Source organism: Candidatus Nanoarchaeia archaeon (assembly GCA_035290625.1).
Classification (GTDB): Archaea; Nanobdellota; Nanobdellia; order Woesearchaeales; family DATDTY01; genus DATDTY01.
The window spans coordinates 71,070-89,662 of sequence record DATDTY010000033.1 but is presented as its reverse complement, the minus strand read 5'-3'; the positions used below and the strand labels follow the sequence as shown (position 1 = coordinate 89,662).

Below are 18,593 nucleotides of genomic sequence, written 5' to 3'. Positions count from 1 at the left end.
CGTTCGGCAATGCCAAGTTCACCATGTACTGTTTCGGCTGTTGAACGGCATTCCCCGTATGGGACGACCCCCTTGTCGTTGCTCTGCTCTCTGTTCAAATGGCTCACAAAGGGCATTGCATCACATTTCAATGAGCCGGCCCATACAAAAGTATAAAAAGGAGAGTTCTTTGCTGAACAGGAGGGGGAAACATGAAATCATCCGACAGGAAGGAATTCGAGATGGAAGACAATCAGAGAGAAGAGGACGTCTACACTAAAGAAGGCAGGGAAAAGCTTGTTGAAGATTCAGAAATATCTGATTTGGAAGAAGGGTTTATGGAAGGCGCGGCAAACGCCGGCTCTGGCGCAAAATGCAGAAACTGCGGGAAGATACTTATAGATGCAGATTCTGTGGTGGAGAAGGAGATTGACGATGAAGATATGAAGTTCTGCTCAGACCACTGCTCCGAGTCCTTTGAACAGCGCAGGAAAGGCAAATGGCAAAAGAAAGGCAGATAATAGTGTCGCAAAATACAGCCTTAATCCTCGGCATACTCGTCATTGCAAGCCTGGGGATTTCTGTCTATAACCTTGTGAGTATCAAAGCCGCTCCGCAGAACAGCATCACTGGCGCAGCAACCAGCCAGCAAGCGCAGGAAGTGCAGGAATTCCTCAATCAGGTCACTTCTATCCAAGGATTGGAGCAGTACAGGAATGTGAATCCCCTGGCGATTATCCAAATCAATGAGCAAAACATCGCAGAACTCCAGCAGCAGATTGCTGGAGTCACAAATGCCCATCTTGGAGAGATTATCATCGAGTATCCGAATGCCATCTTTATCTATGATGCCCGGACAGGATCAGTTGCAAGAATTATAAGCACGCAGGAAGCTGCAGCGAATGCGATCCTTCAAAGGCTCAACAGCCACGCTGAGCTTGGGGACTTAAGGCAGATCACTCCTGCCATCGGTGTGATAAGCAACGAGTCTCTGATCGGTTTGAAGGCGCAATACCCCTCATACTTCAATGATGTAACGCCAGGCCAACTGCTGGTGAAGTATCCCCAGCACCTCGTGGTGTACGATGCTCAGGCAGACACGATCCAGAAGATTTTCACCATCAGCGAACAGTTGCCTTAATCCTGCGCACACCCTTTCCAATCCCTTCTTCGCTGACAATCTTGAAGCTTCCGAGCTCTGACGTATTGGTCACATGAGGCCCGCCGCAAAACTCCTTAGAGAAGTCACCAATAAAATAGACCGAGACCCGATCCCCATAACTCTCCCCAAATTGCATCTGGCAGCCTAATTTTTTTGCCTTCTCAAAAGGCATCTCCTTGCGTTCAACAGGGATTGCCTCTTGTATTTTCCTGTTCACAAGCTCTTCAACTTTCTTAATCTCATCCTTGGTGAGCTTCCGCCCAAGGTTGAAGTCAAAACGCAACCGTTCAGGAGTGATGTTCGACCCTTTCTGCACAATACCCTCATCAACAACCATCCGTAACGCCTCATTCAGGAGATGGGTCGCAGTATGCAATTTGACAGTATTCGCTGAAGTGTCAGCCAGCCCTCCCTTGAACTTCTGCTCAGCTCCCCGCCTGGAGAGGTCCTTATGCTTCTCAAAGTCCTCAGAAAAGCCATTCTCGTCCACCTTCAGCCCTTTTTCTTTTGCAAGCTCAACAGTCATCTCAATCGGAAATCCATAGCTTTGAAAAAGCAGGAATGCTTCACGCCCTGAAATAAGTTCCTTCTTGTCCTTGACAAACCTCCCAAACTGACGGAGCCCTTTCTCAAGAGTCTGCCTGAACTGTCTCTCTTCCTTCATCAGCTCATTCAGGATGGATTGTTTTTTCTTTTTTAATTCAGGATAAGTATTCGAAAACATATCAACAACCAGCGCCCCTGCCTCTTTGGTGAATCCCCGGGATATTCCAAGGAGATTTCCATGCCTGACAGCCCTTCTGATAAAGCGTCTGAGGATGTAGCCCTGATCCACATTGCTTGGAACAACCCCCCGTTCATCTCCCAAGATAAACACTGCTGCCCTGAGATGATCAGCAATAATGCGGAAGGATCTTTCCTGGAATTCATCAGGATCTGCAATCCCTGAGAGCAGCTTGAGGTTGTCAATCAGGGGGATAAAAAGCTCGGTTTCAAAAACGGATTGCTTTCCGTTCAGGCTCGTAACAACCCTCTCAACACCCATTCCTGTGTCAACATTCCTCTGGGCAAGAGGAACAACGCTTCCATCCTTCTTCTTCTCATACTCCATGAAGACATCATTCCATATCTCAGCCCATCTCTTGTCTCTGGGATCAAATTTCAAAGGAGCCTTTCCGCTTCCTGTCCAGAAGAACATCTCAGTATCAGGCCCGCAGGGCCCTGCCTCTCCCACAGGCCCCCACCAGTTGTCTTCCTTTCCAAGCTTTGCTATCCTCTCTTCAGGAACACCAAGTGATCTCCAGATTTCATAAGATTCCTTGTCAAACGGAGCATCCTTGTCTCCTTTAAACACAGAGACCGCAATCTTCTCTTTTGGCAGGCCAAGCCACTCCTTGCCTCTCAGAAACTCCCAGCTCCAGCTGATCGCCTCTTGCTTGAAATAATCTCCCAATGACCAGTTCCCGAGCATCTCAAAAAAAGTCAGGTGGAAATTGTCTCCAACCTCGTCAATATCTCCTGTCCGTATGCATTTCTGCACATTAACAAGCCGCCTTCCCAAAGGGTGCTTCTGCCCCGTCAGATAAGGAACCAGAGGCTGCATCCCTGCTGTTGTGAACAATACGGTTGGATCGTGCTCAGGCACAAGCGACGAAGAAGGGATCAATGCGTGATTCTTTCCCCTGAAAAAAGTAAAGTATTTCTTCCTCAGTTCGTCAGCATTCATGGAAGGAAAGAGTTGCTGCTGGTATTTAAATGTTTAATGGGGAGAACAGAGAGCCTAGATACATAACCAGAGGCGAGACCAGTATTCTCAATTGCTCATCCTTTGACCAAATCATTTATCATCTGCTGGCGAACCGCCTGCCTGGCTTCGCAGAGTGCATGGTGGACAATACCTTTTGAGGCGTTGTCTTCCCGTGCGAGAGCGTCAGCTGAATAGCAGATGCCCCGCCCATTAAGTCCACAATGCTGCCTGTACCATTGTTTATGGATATCAGGTATTGCCACCTTATCGAGTGCATGTTCGAGTTGTGGCGTTGAAAAATGGATTCTTCCATCATAGTAGATGCCATTTTTCCTAAGAAAGATAGACCGCCTGGTCATTTGACTCTTAATGCAGTTTATAGTAACGGAGTGAGAATTTGCTAAGGTTCGGTTGGAATAAGTATCGCCGTCAAGATACCCGCATTTAATGAGGTAAATTCTGTTGTACTTAGGACCAAGATTTTTAGCTTGATAAAATATTTCAGAGATTTGATGCAACATCTGGGCGCGGTATGTGCTTATAAGGGAATCGCCTGGCTTTTGCAAATCATCAATCATATCCAGTAGTTGCCGATGGAGTTTGATAACGCGAGCTTCCGGTACTCCAAACATTTCCCCCACTTCTTTCAGGGTATAATCACACCCATCCTCCAAGCCGGTAAGCATACGGAATATATTTTTTGATTGCTCAGGAACATTAAGCCTGCTCACAAGCCTACGTGCCTTGGCTAGTTCCTCAGCATTCATGGCTTCCTCAGAAGGCCATGGCGTTTTCATATCCGCAAGAACGTCTTCAAGCTTGAGTGTTCCTTCTTCGTTGACAACGACATCAAGATTGAGAAGGGATTCAAAATTGAATGCGGGGCCTGCAGGCGTAAATGTAAGAAACTGCAAATCCCCTTTAAGAGCTCCAGAAGGGTATTTAGGGAATGCTTCAATGACTTTCTGAAAACTTGGCTCTTTACCATGCTGATCAATGTAGTGGATTATCCAACCCGCAAGCTTGGACCTGCGCCCGTAGATCTTTCTAGGAATTCTGATTGGCCTGTCCTGAGTACTAATCGCTAGGTCTATTGAGTAATCGACCCAATAGGAAGCATACGTGGAAAGCCGATTAGGCATTCCCGTTCGTGGGTTGATTCTATCAGGATCAAATTTTAAGATGGCGCGGTGTAATCCAATATACCCTTCTTGTAAAAGGTCCATTGGGTCAAGGAGAATGCAGTTCTTCCTATTGGCCTTCACTTTTGAATAAACCAGCCTGATATTGGCTTCACCCAAATCATCCACAGCCGCCTCATCCCCTGCCCTAACCGGCATAAGCAGCTCATGCTCTTCCTTTGCCGTAAGCAGGGGCACCTGGCAGAAGTAGTTAAGAAAGCGCCTCTCAGGGCTTGAGCCGCGTTCAGGGAAAGAAAGCTCTCGCTCTCTCCGTATCCTCTCCGACCTTAGCTCCCTTCTTGGCTTTATGCCTCCATTTTTAATGCTTGCAAGCACACCCTTAGCATCTTCAGGAGATAGATGATAAGAATCTGTCATCGTTTCAGGCCTTTGAACAGGCAGTTCTCCTGCAAGAATTGCATCATAGACTTGATTATAAGAAAGCCCAAACTGTTTCATTGCCTCGGGGATTGTGATACTAGTCCCCCTCACCCTTTTTTTAGGAACAATACTGCCTTCTGGGCCATAGACGGGTGAGACGCCTAATAAATTCAACATCACAACAACAACATCAGGATCCGCGTCAATCATCTCTGCAAGATCGTTCACAGGCTTGTCTGAATTCGCACGCAGGATTGCAAGATTGCCCAGAGTTGCCTTATTTAGGCTTACTTTTTCCATAGATGAAGGCAGAGGTAACGCATTATTTAAAACTATTTCCATAAGCTATTTATGAGTTTTTTTCATAGAGTTAGGAGTTGCCTGCAACACCGAAATGATAGTCCTGCTCCACAAAATAGCGAATTATGAATTTCCAGATAACGAAAACCGCACTAATCCCCGACCTAAAGGTCGGGGTTTTTGATCGCGCGGTTTTCGGGACAGGAAAATTGAAAAGCAATTTTCCGTCCCAAAAATCCTCGGATTTTTGTGGATTGAAAATTCGGGCTAAAGCCCGCGTCTTAAACCCCGAATTTTCAATAAACATTTCAAAGATACCTTCCAAGCTTTGCTTGGTTGCTCACATCTGCCAATAGCCTGCTCCTCCCCAATATCGGCTCAATATCATAATTAAATTTCCTCTTCGCAACAGCCTTGGCATAGCTCATCAAAAGCTCCTTGCTTGAAAACGTGAGCGGCCCCCCCATCATCGTCTTCCGGACCGCCTCCCTCACAACCCATACCCCTAAAGGGACAAGGTAGTCTCCTGTGATAAATCTTAAAACAAGGCAGCTTCCCTGCCTCTTCATATCCTTCAGCTTCTCCAGCACAGCCAAACGCGAAGCATAGAATCCGCCAGCAGTTTCCTCAACATAGCTCTTCCTTCCATCATAAGGCTCAAAGTCAGTAGTATAGTGAGAAGACCCCGCAAGCATCTCAAACAGCTCATACTGCCACACATCAGGAAACACCAACACCAAGAAATAATTCCCCAGATACCCCCCAAAATACGCCTGGTAGCCCCCAACAGGACAATCCTTGATCTGCTTGACAATATGATTGCCAAGAGTGCTGTCTGTTGCTGTAATAGACCATCGGGTAGGCACCATCTTCCTATCCTTCTTCATGCCCATAACTCCAGTAGAAAACACCCTCATAAGGTAAGTCTCATCATAGCCGTGCTTTTGCAGATACCCTAAAGCATCAGCAGCCTTCAGGTCAATATCGTTGTATACCTTCTCAATATGAACCGGAATCTTAGGGTTGGAAGTTATATCCATCTCCTTCAGCTGCGCCACTGGACCTGAAGGGGCGATATACGAATCAGTATTGATTCGAAAGAAAGGCCTCTTCTTCAGCTCGATCTCCACATCAACAGGCTTGCTGGCCATAGAGATCTCCTGCAGATCCATGATAGACCTTGCTCGGGCGCCCGTCTCCCTGACGTGGACAGCGCTCCTGGAATTCATAAGAGAGCTTCGATACTCAACAATCTTCCCTAAAGCCAGGCTGTCAGCAGCCCACTGCCTCGGAGCATCCAGCTTCCAGCTTTCATCAAAACTCTCAGGAGGCGCAAACACGCCTGCCTGCACAGCCGGATACCCAAACCTTCCGATGAAAGGCGCAACCCCTTGCGTGGAATAATGCTCTTTGCTGAACCGCTTCTTCAGTTGTATGACAGAATACGCCTTCATGCACACAGGGCAGTCCAGCTTCCCGCAGTTGAACAGAGGATGTTTTGAAGGCTTTGGCAGCATAGTAAAAACAGAGCCTTCCAAGAGTTAAAAAGGTTATTGAAACGGGGACGGTCTAATCTACGGAACTCCCCCCTTTTTGCTCCCTCCGTCGGGTTCGTTTGAACATCTCCGCATAGTTATAATGCGATAGTTATTGAAATATCTATAACTATATACATCTTTCGGTTGATATATGAATTATCATAATTATAGAAAGATTTATAAATATAAAGTTATAACTAACTCGTATGCAGGAGAATAATGATATACAAGACATTTGGGAGTTATATGGGGTTAAAGAAAATCCTTTCTCCATTTCTCCCATTATGGTTATGGGTGGCGCAATACCTATTGATTCCTTTGTTGGGAGAGGAGAATTCATAAAAAGGTTAAGTCGGATAATTGGTTCAAAAGGTGGGTCAAGGGTCTTTGTTTATGGAGATATCGGAATTGGAAAGACATCATTTGTGAATGTGGTAAGGAGTTCTGCTGTTCAAAAGGGATTTTTCACGCATTTTAAAGAGATAACAACGCAAGATAAATGGACGCCCGATGAATTTGTTTTAAATACATTATCCGCCATTTATTCGACTTTAAAACTTCTTAAAGAAAAACCTGTGAGTAAGGATACATATGATAGATTAGAAAGTCTATTCGAAATTGGCAAGACAAGTATTAGTGCAGGAATTTCGGTCGCTGGTTTTGGCGGGAATTATGCATCGCAGAAAAAATCACCCGATGTATTGCCCTCTGTCAGTCTGCAAAGTTTTTTTGCTGAGTTAATAGAGGAGATAAACAATAATACAAAAAAAGAGGTTATCATCCACTACAATAATTTGGAATTAATGTCTGAAAAGAAAATCAGAAGTTTATTTGGCACATTAAGGGATTATTTCCAAACAAAAGGGGTTCATTTTATTTTTATCGGAAATCTCACTGCTTTTTCCATACTTCAGAGTGTCCCAAGATTCTCGTCAATACTGTCAGATACCCCGTTTCATATTGAAACATTGATTTATAATGAGGTTATTGAGGTAATAAGAAAAAGATTTGAAGGTTTACGCATTTCAGAAAAACTCAATTTGATTTACCCCTATAATGAACATTGTTTGAAAATTCTTTATGAATTAATGGATGGGAATATTAGGGATATATTAAATAGTTTATCAACAGCTGTATTTCATGCTACGACGGAAAGTCCGGTTAAGCTGGATAAAAATAAGTTAGCAAGAGTTTTGAATGAAGTCTTAGAAAAAAGATACCTTAATAGATTAACTCCAAGAGAACGAGAAGTTTTAGGTGAAATTATAAAGCACAAAGAGATAACCAATAAAGCATTATCTGATAAACTAAAGATTCCTCGCTCTAATATTTCGAATTATATTAAGGACTTGGAAAATTCAGGTTGCGTATTTTTAAGAAGAAAGAATGGAAAAGATAAATTTTGGAAAGCTGACCCTAAGATAAAGTGGTTATTGCTTAAAGAAGATTCTCAACAGACCTTACCAACCTAAAGTGCCTCATGCGGCACCCTTACGTGCGTCCCACCAATGCAGCAGCCCCCGTTTTCGTGGTAATGCCACACTTTCGGGACTCAAAGACGTTTTTCGTTACCTTTATAAACTATATAAAACCCCTTTAGAAATGCACTCGCCAAGACATCCAGGTTCTGAAATCCTTTCATACCCATCTCAATCGAAGTCTAAGAAGTCTAAGGATACTCCAATAAAGCTATTGCAGAACAGCAAAGTATTTAACAAACCAGTAAGCAGGGAGTTCACATGAGCAGCGATATCCTTGACAGCCTTGCAGAAAGATCAGATGAGCATGAGTTTTACACTCCTTTTCCAAAAGGCTACAAGGCAGGAAAGGCAAAGTATGTCATCATAACAGGCTCAGTCATGTCTGGCGTAGGAAAAGGAACCCTGAGCTCTTCGATTGGCAATCTCCTGAAATGCCATGGCCTTGCAGTTGCTCCGATTAAATTTGACGGCTACCTCAATTACGATGCAGGCACGCTCAATCCCTTTCGCCATGGAGAGGTCTTTGTCCTGGATGACGGAACAGAATGCGACCTGGACTTAGGAACCTATGAGCGCTTCCTCAACCAGAACCTGAGCAAGGATAATTACCTCACTGCCGGCAAGATTTTCAAGACGATCATTGACAAGGAGCGAAAAGGGGATTACCTTGGCAGGGACGTCCAGTTTATCCCCCATGTTACCGGAGAGATTAAGAACTTTGTAAGGACATTGGCAGTGAGAACAAGCGCTGATGTGGTCCTTGTAGAAGTCGGAGGAACCGCAGGAGATTTGGAGAACTCCTACTTTCTGGAGGCAATGCGGGAGCTTTCCTATGAGGAAGGCAGGGAGAATGTCTGCTTCGTAAACGTGACCTATATCATAGATCCGAGCTCCCTTCAGGAACAGAAATCAAAGCCTGCCCAGCTTGGCTTGAGGATTTTGCTTTCCCTTGGAATCCAGCCCCATATCATCCTCTGCAGGGCAAGGAATGAGGTGACAGAGAAGATCAGGGAAAAGATATCGATCTACGCCAACGTTCCTGTGTCCCATGTTTTCAGCGTCCCAAACGTAAGCAATATCTACCAAGTTCCTATTGATCTTGAGACAAAAGGTCTGCACAAAGAGATATTCAAAATACTTGGCCTCAAACCGCGAACAAATGGGGACAAGGAGCTGACATCTGAAAACTGGAGAGAGATAGCAGAGGGTCTTGCCGGTGCAAAGAAAGAGGTCACCATTGGGATTATCGGCAAATATACAACTGTGCAGGACTCTTACCTAAGCATCCTCAAGGCATTGGAGCATTGCGGGTCAAAGCTCAGGATCAAGCCGATTGTGAAATGGGTCGAATCATCCGGCATTAAAGACATTCCAGGCTCCCTCAAAGGGGTTTCCGGCATCATTGTGCCGGGAGGGTTTGGGAAAAGGGGCACAGAAGGGAAGATCGCATGCATACAATACGCCAGAGAGCACAATCTTCCCTATCTCGGGCTCTGCTACGGCTTCCAGATGGCAGTGGTCGAGTTCGCCAGGAATGTATGCAAGCTGGATGCCAATTCCACAGAGATTGACCCAAAATGCAAAGATCCAGTCATTGATGTCCTGCCTGAACAAAAGAAGATCGAAGGCTTAGGAGGCAACATGCGCTTGGGTGGCCAGGATGTCAGCATCAAAAAAGGGACTCAGGCATACAGGATTTACAAAAAGGATACTGCAAGGGAGCGCTTTCGCCATCGCTATGAATGCAATCCCGAATACATCAAGACTCTGGAAAAGCATGGGATGGTATTCTCAGGAAAATCCCCCAAATACCCTATTATGCAGATTCTCGAACTCCCAAAAAATACCTTCCACATAGGAGTCCAGTTCCATCCTGAGCTGTCATCAAAGCCTCTGAGCCCCCATCCATTATTTGTGGGCTTTGTAGAGGCTGCAGCAAAGTATAAGCCAGGATAGCATTTCCAAGCCCAAGCGCCATTGAAAAGTTATGCAGCGCCCTCCTGTGAGCCATTGGAACAAAAGACTGTGCAACGACAAGAGGGTTGGCGCCTTCGGAGAATGTCGTTTTTCCTTAGCATCTGCGCATGGCGAACTTGGCGCTGCCGAGCGAAGCTAGCAACTTTTCAATGGCACCAGCCCAATAACTTTTTAAACACACCTTTTTTCTTGACTCTTGCATGGCAGAAGGGCAGAAAGGGATGCTGCAGAAGCTGAGGAGAGTATACGAGGAAAAGCTCCATATCCTGTGGCTCATCCCGAACATCCTTCTTCTTATTGCATTGATCCAGATAGGGCTCCAGTTCAGCCAGACCGGAGAGATTCTGCACAGGGGGGTTTCCTTGCGCGGTGGGTTTACAGTCACTGTTCCCACAAATCAGGAATTTAGCATTGACGAGATTCAAGATTCAATCAGCAGAGCCATTGCCTATGAGGTTTCAGTGCGGAGGCTCTCTGCTGCAGGAGCGCAGCTTGGATATATCATCGAGAGCTCTGTGGACCCGGAAAAGGAGGGGAATCTGGAACTCCTGCTCGCCGCGATAGAACGGAATCTGAATATGAACAGGGATGCATTCTCTGTTGAAATCATCGGAAGTTCGTTAGGTTCTGCATTCTTTAAGCAGGCCCTCAAGGCGATGCTCATCGCCTTTGTCCTCATGTCCATTGTGGTTGCCATCTATTTCAGAACATTTGTTCCCAGCCTTGCTGTTATTCTCGCGGCGTTTTCCGACATTGTCATCACCATGTCAATAACCAACATCCTCGGCATGAAGATCGGAACAGCCGGAATTGCGGCATTTCTCATGCTCATAGGATACAGCGTAGACACAGATATTCTCCTTACAACGCGCGTCATGCGGAGGCAGCAGGGAAGCGTCATGGACAGGATACTGGGAGCTATGAAGACCGGCTCGACGCTCAGCCTCACAACACTGGCTGCCGCCATTGCAGGCCTTGCCTTCTCGCAATCTGAGGTCATTCGCCAGATCATGGTGATTATCATCATTGGTCTTGTTGTCGATTTTATTGCCACCTGGCTGCAAAATGCGGCAATCATCAGCATGTATATGAAAAAGAGGGCCTAATGGGAAAGATAAAGCAGATCTTCCAGAATATACGCGTTATTATCATGGGGATTGTTTTGATCCTCGCGATCGTAGCTATATCTCCGAATCCCTTCAGCCAGGGCGTTGCCATACGAAGCGTAACCCCGAACAGCTCAGCCGCAATTGCTGGTATCGAAAACCCACCCAGCAGTATCTGGCCGATGGGAAGGGAGCGGATTGTGTCAATAGACAATAATCCCATAAGATCGGAAGCTGAGTACTATAGCCTCATCAGTGGATTAGAGCCAAACCAGACCCTTAACATCAAGACAGGCAAAAAGCTGTACAAGCTCAGGGTCAAGGAAAAGGTGAACACCACAGAGCTGAACGAAAGCGAGGATCGGGTGATTGAAGAGAGCATCGCAGTAAATGAGACAATAGACGGAACAGTGCAGGAGATTAATAGGACCATCAAAAGAGTGATCAGAGTTCCAAAGATAAAACGGGAGGTCCTTGGCGCAGAAGATATTGGATTGAGGATATTTGATGCGCCGGTCACGAACATTAGGAAAGGCCTTGATCTTCAGGGAGGCGTTCGCGTCATACTCCAGCCTGAAGAGGCCGTGAGCGAAGCGTATATGCTTGATGTCATCGCAACAATGGAGCAGCGCCTCAATGTTTTCGGGCTGAGTGACGTGGTGCTCCGCTCAGCAAGCGATCTTGATGGAAATCTGCTTGCAATAGTGGAAATCCCCGGAGCAAACGAAGAGGAGGTAAGGGATCTTATTGGAAAGCAGGGGAAATTTGAGGCAAAGATCAGCAATGAGACCGTCTTCAAAGGAGGAGAGGACATTACGTATGTATGCAGGAGCGCAGAATGCGCAGGCATAGACCCAGCCAGGGGCTGCGGGATTACAGAAAGCGGCCTGTGGGCGTGCAGCTATCGGTTCTCGATAACCCTGAGCCCTGATGCTGCAAAGAAGCAGGCCCAGGCTACAGAAAAACTCAGCATTGTGACTGAAGGAAGCCAGAGATACCTGAGCGAAGAATTGCTTCTCTTCCTTGACAACAGCCAGGTTGACTCATTGAGCATCGCTGCAGACCTTAAGGGAAGGGAAGTGACAGACATCCAGATCAGCGGCTCTGCTGGCGGAGCATCCAAGCAGGAAGCAACGACGAATGCTCTGCAGGGCATGAAGAAGCTCCAGACGCTCCTCATCACAGGAAGCCTTCCTGTAAAGCTGAATGTTGTAAAAGCCGATACTATCAGCCCCTTGCTTGGTGAAGAGTTCCTGAAGAGCACCCTCTGGATGGGAATTGCCGCCCTGCTGGCAGTGAGCGCAGTCATCTATGCAAGATACCGGAGGATGTCGCTCCTGATTCCGATGGCGGTGAATATCATTGTTGAGGTCGTGATTATGCTGGGAGTCGCTGCCTTGATTGGCTGGAATATCGATTTGGCTTCAATAGCCGGGATTATCGTCTCTGTGGGAACCGGAGTCGATCAGCTTATCATGATAGCAGATGAGATATTGCTTGGGGAATCCCAGGAGATCTACGACTGGAAGCGCCGCCTCAAGAACGCGTTCTTCATCATTATGGGAGCGTACTTTACAGTGGTCGTTGCCATGGTCCCATTGATGTTCGCTGGCGCCGGCCTCCTGAGGGGATTTGCGATCACCACGATTATCGGGGTAAGCATCGGTGTCTTTATCTCCCGGCCAGCGTATGCTAAGGTGTTGGAGATTCTTCTCAGGGAGTGAGAGGAACGGATTAAGGAGTTAAAAAAGAGCACAAAGGATGAAGACAGAACCAATTGCTATCGTGTTGATTGTGCTGGCTACAGCCCTCACCTCTACGGGCCAGATATTATTCAAGATGGCGTCTGAGAAATTCGGATTTTCCGTCGCAGGGACCATTGGCAATGGAACTCTTATATCCGGGCTTGCAGTGTATCTCCTTGCATCCCTGCTGCTGCTGCTCAGCCTTCAGAGGGGGGAGCTCAGCGTGATATACCCTATTATTGCAACAGGATTTGTTTGGGTGAGCCTGTTCTCGGTCGTTTTTTTTAACGAGACCCTGGGCATCTTCAAGATAGGAGGAGTGGCTTCCATCATCGCCGGGATTACGCTTATAAGCCTTGGGAGAGCATGACAACGTCAATCGGGTCAGTCATTGCGGTGCTGGTTGCATCAGTCTTCGGAGCCCTGGCTGCGCTGCTGATCAAGAAAGGATCAGCAAAGTTTAATTTCAGGATCGCTGACCAGGTGGCGAATATCCCCTTGCTTATGGGGGGAACGATCTACGTCCTCACGACCGTCGTATTTATTGCGAGCCTGAAATACGGCGAGCTTTCAGTGTTGTATCCGCTTGTTGCGACAACCTATGTGTGGGTTGAGCTCTTCTCCATTAAATATTTAAATGAATCGATGAACCGGAGAAAATGGATTGGAGTGGGCTTGATTGTGGTTGGAGTTGCACTGATTGGTATGGGGAAGTAACATGGCAGAGAATGGGAATGAGAAAAGAGTGATGGTGTTTTCGCTTGGAGGGTCTATCATTGTTCCCGAGAGAGTGAATGTTGCCTTCCTGAGAGGTTTCGGAAATCTTGTTCTGGAGCTTAGCCAGGAATCCAAAGTTGCAATCGTCTGCGGCGGCGGCAAAACCTGCAGGGACTACATCAATGCAACAAAAAGGGTTGCAAAAGCTAAACAGGTTGATCTCGACTGGGTGGGGATTGTCTCGACCTGGCTGAATGCAGAGATGCTCAGGGCAATCTTCGGGGATAAGGCGTATGAAAGGGTCATCTACAATCCAACAAAGCCTATCGACACCGACAGAAAGATCATCATAGCAGGAGGTTGGCTTCCAGGATCAAGCACAGATAAGGATGCAGTGCTGCTTGCAAAGAATCTTGGGGCTGGCGCAGTAGTGAATCTCTCTGACATAGAGTATGTATATGACAAAGACCCCAAGAGATACCACGATGCAAAAAAGCTTGAACGCCTGAGCTGGGATCAGATGAGGAAGATTGTTGGGGATAAATGGGTTGCTGGCATGAACCTGCCCTTTGATCCCGAAGCATGCAAGGAGGCCCAGGCAGCAAATATCCGGGTAGTGATCATGAATGGAACGGATCTTGAAAACCTGAAGGATTACCTCAAAGGCGCGCCGTTCAAAGGAACCGTGATAGAATAACGAAAACCGCACTAATCCCCGGCCTAAAGGTCGGGGTTTTTGATCGTGCGGTTTTCGGGATTGAAAATTCGCCCTGAAGGGCTGGGTTTTCCACCCGGCGAATTTTCAATAAGAATTTTTGGATTAGGGGGTTTCTTTTGTCCCAACAGCTCGCAGAAAAGTGTCAGTGAGGGAACCGAAAGGGTAATAACAATCTTTATAAACAATCTTCCCCTGCAAAAACATCATGGGTGTAACGCAGGATATCAGGGATTTGGCTCGGTTTGAAGAGATTCTTAATGTCCTCTTTAAGCATGAATTCGGCTACCTTCTTGAAAGGCTGCGGTTAAAGGAGTACCTTCCTGCATCCCGGAGGTTCCAGGCTGAGAGATTCATAGAAAAAGACACGCAACCAGAGCGGATTCGAATGGTGTTCGAAGACCTCGGGGGGGCATTCATCAAGCTTGGCCAGCTGCTCAGCATTCGCCAGGATTTGATCCCAAAGGAGTTCTGCGACGAGTTCAGGAATCTTCAGGACAATGTCCGGCCGTTCCCGTTCAAAAAGGTGCAGGAGATTATTGAGAGAGAGTACAAAAAGCCGCTTTCGCAGGTCTTCAGGAGCATTTCGCAGGAGCCTGTTGCAGCAGCATCCATCGGCCAGGTGCACGAGGCTACATTGAAGACAGGCGAGAAGGTGGTGGTAAAGGTAAAGAGACCCGGAATCGAAAAGACGTTCCGTACCGATATCGATATCATGTTCCACTTTGCCGAGCTTATCGACAAGCATTATCCGGTTGGGACTATAGAGATGGCCGGGATAGTCAAAGAATTTGAGCGGTACACTGAAGAAGAGCTGGACTATGCCAGAGAGGCGCACAACATCCAGAGGTTCTACACCAATTTCCTGCACGATCCGAATGTAAAAATCCCCCGGGTCTATTGGAGCGGAACGACGGCAGACGTCATCATGATGGAGCGCATCGAAGGCACGCGCCTCAGCGCACTCATAAAGAGGGCTGACCCGGATATCCGCAAGAAGGTTCTGCGGAACCTGGTCAATGCCGTTTTCAGGCAGATATTTGAGTATGGATTCTTCCATGGAGACCCGCATCCTGGCAATATATTTGTCATCGACAGCTGCAGGATTGCGTTTCTGGATTTTGGGATCGTTGGAGTCATGCATCCAAAAATGCGTGAAAAAATGTCCTGGCTGTTCATTAACGTGATTGAGGGAGACCTGGATGGAATCGCTGATGCGATTATGGACCTGAATATGATGGAAGGGTCCATTGACAAAGAGGTTGTGAAACAGGATCTTTTTGATTCATTGGGCGAATACTATAACACAGAATTGTCCAAGATAAGATTAGGGGAAGTATTCCACAAGCTGGTCGATCTTACAAGAAAGGACAATGTCCGGCTGCCAAAGGATTTTGTGCTCCTGGGCAAAGCCATTATTACGCTCGAAGGAGTCGCCCTCACCCTGGACAAAAAGTTCAACCTTGTGAAAGAGGCAAGGCCCTATGTCAAAAAGGCAATTGAGAGGAGAACAAGCCCGCAGGCAATCATAAAGAACATCCGCCGGCAGGCCTACAACTTCAGGGAATTCATTGTGAATATTCCAGAGCGGGCAAGTGAATTCGTAAGAAACTTCAGAGAAGCTGATGTAAGGCTCCAGACAATTGACAAGGACCTCAGAACACTGACTGTGGAGATTGATCGCTCGAGCAACCGGGTGAGCTATGGACTGCTGATAACGGGGTTCCTGATTACAGGGGCGCTGACCTTCAGCTTTGATCAGGTGCAGATTGCAGGAATTTCTGCAATTTCCTTCGTGAGCTTTTCAGCCGCGGGAATACTCGGCTTCATGCTGATCACATCAATCTTGAGGGAAAATCGATAGGTTTATAAAAGATAATTCCAAAAAAGAGTAAAAAAGAGGTGAATGCCGTGCTCAAGCATATTCGAAGGGGAATCAGATTTGGCAGGCGGCTTGCCGCAGCAGCAAAGCACAAGGTGGCTAAAGGGATAGGGCAAACATTGCGCTTCACAGGAATCGGCAAAAAGGAAAGGAGAGCAATAAGCATTGTAAAGAGTGTCGCAAGGAAAGAAGGCAAGCTTGCAAAGCGTGTTCTTCGGAAAAAAGCAAGACAGATGGCATCGCGTGCTGTTCCGGCTGCGAAAGCTGTTTGGAAACGCGCATTGGCTGAGGCTCGGAGAAAGCCAAAACGCAGGCAAAGAAAGATACGAAGAAAGAAAAAGAGATAATTTCTGTGTGATGCTGGGTTGAGTAATTCGTTGCTCGAGGGAAGCGGTTGCTCTTAAGCCTCGCAAGTTGGCGTTGCATGGCTTTTCAATAGCGCTCTGGGCTGGGCTCTGCTGAAACGCTTCGCAGGCAGTGCCAGGCTCGGCTCGGAATGCCTTGGATTTAAATCGACATTCTCCGGATGAGACAGCCTTCTTGTCGATGCGCCGTTAGTCATGGAGAAGCCTCGCAAATGGGCACTGCCGGGGGTTTCAGTAGAGCCGTTGGCTGGGTCGCATTGAAAAGTTGCTCACTTCGTTCGGCAATGCCGACTTCGCCTTGCGCATACTCTCATGGGAATCGACATTTTCCGTATGGAGCAACCCCTTTGTCGCTGTTCTGTACTTTGAATAGAAGGCTCACAAAGGGCATTGCATGACTTTTCAATGCCACCATTGGCTGGAAAGATTTTTATAAGCAAGGGTATACCAAAAGGTCATGGAGAACAAACAGATTCTCAACGAGCAGCTCGAAAAAGGCTGCATCCTTGCCAGGGCTACCCTCCAGATTGTCGGAAAGCCGAAGGAACATATCATAGATACCATGAAGCAGGTTATCAAGCAGATCAAGGACGACCCGAAAATGAAGGTATTCAAGGGAGATCTGTTCAAGCCAGTGCAGCAGGAGCAGCTATGGAGCACGTTTGCCGAGCTCGAAATTCTTTTCTCTGACAAGGCAGCGCTTACGCATTTCTGCTTTGATTATATGCCTGCATCATTGGATGTGCTCAGGCCGGAAAATCTTTCATTTAAGATACGGGATTACAATGAGATTATGGCAAGCCTCCTTGAGAGGATCCACCAGATGGATATGGTGCTGAAAAACCTCAGCGCTGAAAACCGCCTGGTGAGGGAGAATGGGCTTGCGATGCTGAGGAACCTCCTTATCATAGCAGTTGGGGGAAAAGAGCGCTCACTGGCGGAGATATCAAAGATAGTGGGAATTCCGGAAAATCAGCTCAGCCCCTTCGTAGCCAAGCTCGTCAAGACCGGCTTTTTCGAGAGTACAGGAGACAAAATCAGAATAAAGAAGGATCATATGCAAGTAGAGCAAATCAGGAAAGAGGCAGGGGTATGAGCGACAGGAAAGAGGACCTGAAGAAAGAGTTGGAAGCTGCGCTCTTCACTGCAGGCAAAAGGATGGGGCTTGAACAGATAGCAAAGATCTGCAAACTCAGCCCGGAAGAAGCAGAAGCGTTGCTGAAGGAGCTTCAGGAAGAGTATAGGAAAAAAGAATCCTCGCTCGCCTTTTTCCAGGAGGGGAGATTCTGGAAGCTTACCGTAAAAGACAAGTTTCTCGATATTGCCAGAAAGCTCGGTGTTGAGACTGAGCTTCCAAAATCGGTAATTGAGACATTAGCAGTGATTGCCTGGCGCGCTCCGGTAAAGCAATCAGAGGTAATCGGTCTGCGGACGAACAAGGCCTATAACCATCTTGATGAACTGGAGAAGCTCGGATATATCGGCAGGCAGAAGCTCGGCAGGACAAAACTGATTAGGCTTTCAGAGAAGTTTTACGAATACTTTGATATTCCTGAAAAGAACATGCAGGAGGCATTCAAGAGCCAGGAGTCTCTTGCAAGGCTTATTGAGATCAAGGAAAAAGAGATTGAAGATATCAAGAAAGAGCACAGCCAGAGGCTGAAACAGGAACAGCCCGAACAGCCTAAGGTTGAGGTTGTGGATGCAACGCCTCCGGATCAGAAAGCGGACCAGAAAGTTGAGATTTTTTCAGAGAAGGCTTTGGGCGGATTGGAAGTATACGAAGATTCTGAGGCCGCAACGCCAGGTCTGGCAGAGGATAGCAACGAGGTCGATAAGAAAGTGGAGGACATGCTTGGAGGTGGTGAGCAGCCAGGCAAAGAGGATGCTGAAGCCGAGGATGAAGAGGATGGTGCGGCGAATCTTGTTGGAAAGGGGAAAGAGGTCAAAAAGCAGACAGACGAGGAGCCAGAAGATATTCTTGAAGCAGCACGGGGAGAAGGCAAATGAAGGTAAGATGCCCGAAATGCAGCAATTCCATGCTCTACGAGCCAAGAGTTGCGCCAAAAAAGAAGGCATGTGTGTATTGCGGGAAGATCTTTGATTGCCGCAGCGCCTTGATCCGGGACCCGCCGCATAGCAGCCTCAATACGGCTCAGTAGAAAGTCCGGCATCATTTTTGCGAGCTTCTTTGCAGTCATAACCACTGCTGACAGAGTTGCCAACTTCGGGGGGCAGCATACACGAATACGAGCGCAAGCGAGTCTGATGCCAATTGACTTTCTACTGAGCCCTCAATACGCAACTCAATACGTAA

Annotated in this window: 18 protein-coding genes; 15 read left to right on the top strand and 3 right to left on the bottom strand. The window is 47.1% G+C overall.

What is annotated here, in order from left to right; genetic code table 11:
* The first annotated feature begins 191 nt into the window (after positions 1–191).
* Complete coding sequence (locus VJB08_03095; GenBank protein HLD42949.1) at positions 192–500, top strand: hypothetical protein; 309 nt, start codon at positions 192–194, stop codon at positions 498–500.
* The gene (locus tag VJB08_03090; protein HLD42948.1) at positions 479–1,120 is read left to right on the top strand and encodes a hypothetical protein; all 642 of its coding nucleotides are present in this window, start codon (positions 479–481) and stop codon (positions 1,118–1,120) included. Before VJB08_03095 ends, VJB08_03090 begins: the two co-directional genes overlap by 22 nt.
* Here VJB08_03090 and VJB08_03085 read toward each other — a convergent pair.
* The 3 genes from VJB08_03085 to VJB08_03075 all read right to left on the bottom strand — a co-directional run bounded on the left by VJB08_03085 (position 1,101) and on the right by VJB08_03075 (position 6,267).
* Entirely contained in the window at positions 1,101–2,867 is a 1,767-nt protein-coding gene (locus VJB08_03085; protein HLD42947.1) for an alanine--tRNA ligase, read from the bottom strand. The two genes, VJB08_03090 and VJB08_03085, sit on opposite strands and share 20 nt — an antisense overlap.
* Before the next feature lie 95 nt (positions 2,868–2,962).
* Positions 2,963–4,750 (bottom strand): sigma-70 family RNA polymerase sigma factor, encoded by a 1,788-nt coding sequence (locus VJB08_03080; GenBank protein ID HLD42946.1) that lies wholly within the window; start codon positions 4,748–4,750, stop codon positions 2,963–2,965.
* Between the two features lie 308 nt (positions 4,751–5,058).
* Positions 5,059–6,267: a hypothetical protein gene (locus tag VJB08_03075; GenBank protein HLD42945.1), complete on the bottom strand. Its 1,209-nt coding sequence runs from the start codon at positions 6,265–6,267 to the stop codon at positions 5,059–5,061.
* Between the two features lie 227 nt (positions 6,268–6,494).
* On the opposite strand from VJB08_03075, the gene VJB08_03070 reads away from it, so the two are divergent.
* From VJB08_03070 to VJB08_03010, 13 genes are all read left to right on the top strand, one after another.
* On the top strand, positions 6,495–7,760 hold the full coding sequence (locus VJB08_03070; GenBank protein HLD42944.1) for a winged helix-turn-helix transcriptional regulator: 1,266 nt from the start codon (positions 6,495–6,497) through the stop codon (positions 7,758–7,760).
* A gap of 130 nt (positions 7,761–7,890) precedes the next feature.
* Positions 7,891–8,031 (top strand): hypothetical protein, encoded by a 141-nt coding sequence (locus VJB08_03065; GenBank protein ID HLD42943.1) that lies wholly within the window; start codon positions 7,891–7,893, stop codon positions 8,029–8,031.
* Positions 8,028–9,725, top strand: a complete 1,698-nt coding sequence (locus VJB08_03060; protein ID HLD42942.1) for a CTP synthase — start codon at positions 8,028–8,030, stop codon at positions 9,723–9,725. Before VJB08_03065 ends, VJB08_03060 begins: the two co-directional genes overlap by 4 nt.
* Positions 9,726–9,946: 221 nt before the next feature.
* Positions 9,947–10,852 (top strand): hypothetical protein, encoded by a 906-nt coding sequence (locus VJB08_03055; GenBank protein ID HLD42941.1) that lies wholly within the window; start codon positions 9,947–9,949, stop codon positions 10,850–10,852.
* Positions 10,852–12,576 (top strand): hypothetical protein, encoded by a 1,725-nt coding sequence (locus tag VJB08_03050; protein ID HLD42940.1) that lies wholly within the window; start codon positions 10,852–10,854, stop codon positions 12,574–12,576. The genes VJB08_03055 and VJB08_03050 overlap by 1 nt, the downstream gene beginning before the upstream one ends.
* A gap of 37 nt (positions 12,577–12,613) precedes the next feature.
* Positions 12,614–12,967 carry a hypothetical protein gene (locus VJB08_03045; protein HLD42939.1) on the top strand — a complete coding sequence of 118 codons (354 nt, stop codon included), beginning with the start codon at positions 12,614–12,616 and terminating at the stop codon, positions 12,965–12,967.
* Positions 12,964–13,314, top strand: a complete 351-nt coding sequence (locus VJB08_03040) for an EamA family transporter (GenBank protein HLD42938.1) — start codon at positions 12,964–12,966, stop codon at positions 13,312–13,314. Before VJB08_03045 ends, VJB08_03040 begins: the two co-directional genes overlap by 4 nt.
* A gap of 1 nt (position 13,315) precedes the next feature.
* Complete coding sequence (pyrH, locus tag VJB08_03035) at positions 13,316–14,011, top strand: UMP kinase (protein ID HLD42937.1); 696 nt, start codon at positions 13,316–13,318, stop codon at positions 14,009–14,011.
* Positions 14,012–14,237: 226 nt separating this feature from the next.
* Positions 14,238–15,893 carry an AarF/ABC1/UbiB kinase family protein gene (locus tag VJB08_03030; GenBank protein HLD42936.1) on the top strand — a complete coding sequence of 552 codons (1,656 nt, stop codon included), beginning with the start codon at positions 14,238–14,240 and terminating at the stop codon, positions 15,891–15,893.
* A gap of 47 nt (positions 15,894–15,940) precedes the next feature.
* The gene (locus VJB08_03025) at positions 15,941–16,258 is read left to right on the top strand and encodes a hypothetical protein (protein HLD42935.1); all 318 of its coding nucleotides are present in this window, start codon (positions 15,941–15,943) and stop codon (positions 16,256–16,258) included.
* Between the two features lie 475 nt (positions 16,259–16,733).
* Positions 16,734–17,372 (top strand): hypothetical protein, encoded by a 639-nt coding sequence (locus tag VJB08_03020; protein HLD42934.1) that lies wholly within the window; start codon positions 16,734–16,736, stop codon positions 17,370–17,372.
* On the top strand, positions 17,369–18,286 hold the full coding sequence (locus tag VJB08_03015; protein ID HLD42933.1) for an SMC-Scp complex subunit ScpB: 918 nt from the start codon (positions 17,369–17,371) through the stop codon (positions 18,284–18,286). The genes VJB08_03020 and VJB08_03015 overlap by 4 nt, the downstream gene beginning before the upstream one ends.
* A complete protein-coding gene (locus tag VJB08_03010; protein HLD42932.1) occupies positions 18,283–18,438 on the top strand; it encodes a hypothetical protein in 156 nt (51 codons plus the stop codon). Before VJB08_03015 ends, VJB08_03010 begins: the two co-directional genes overlap by 4 nt.
* Positions 18,439–18,593 lie beyond the last annotated feature (155 nt).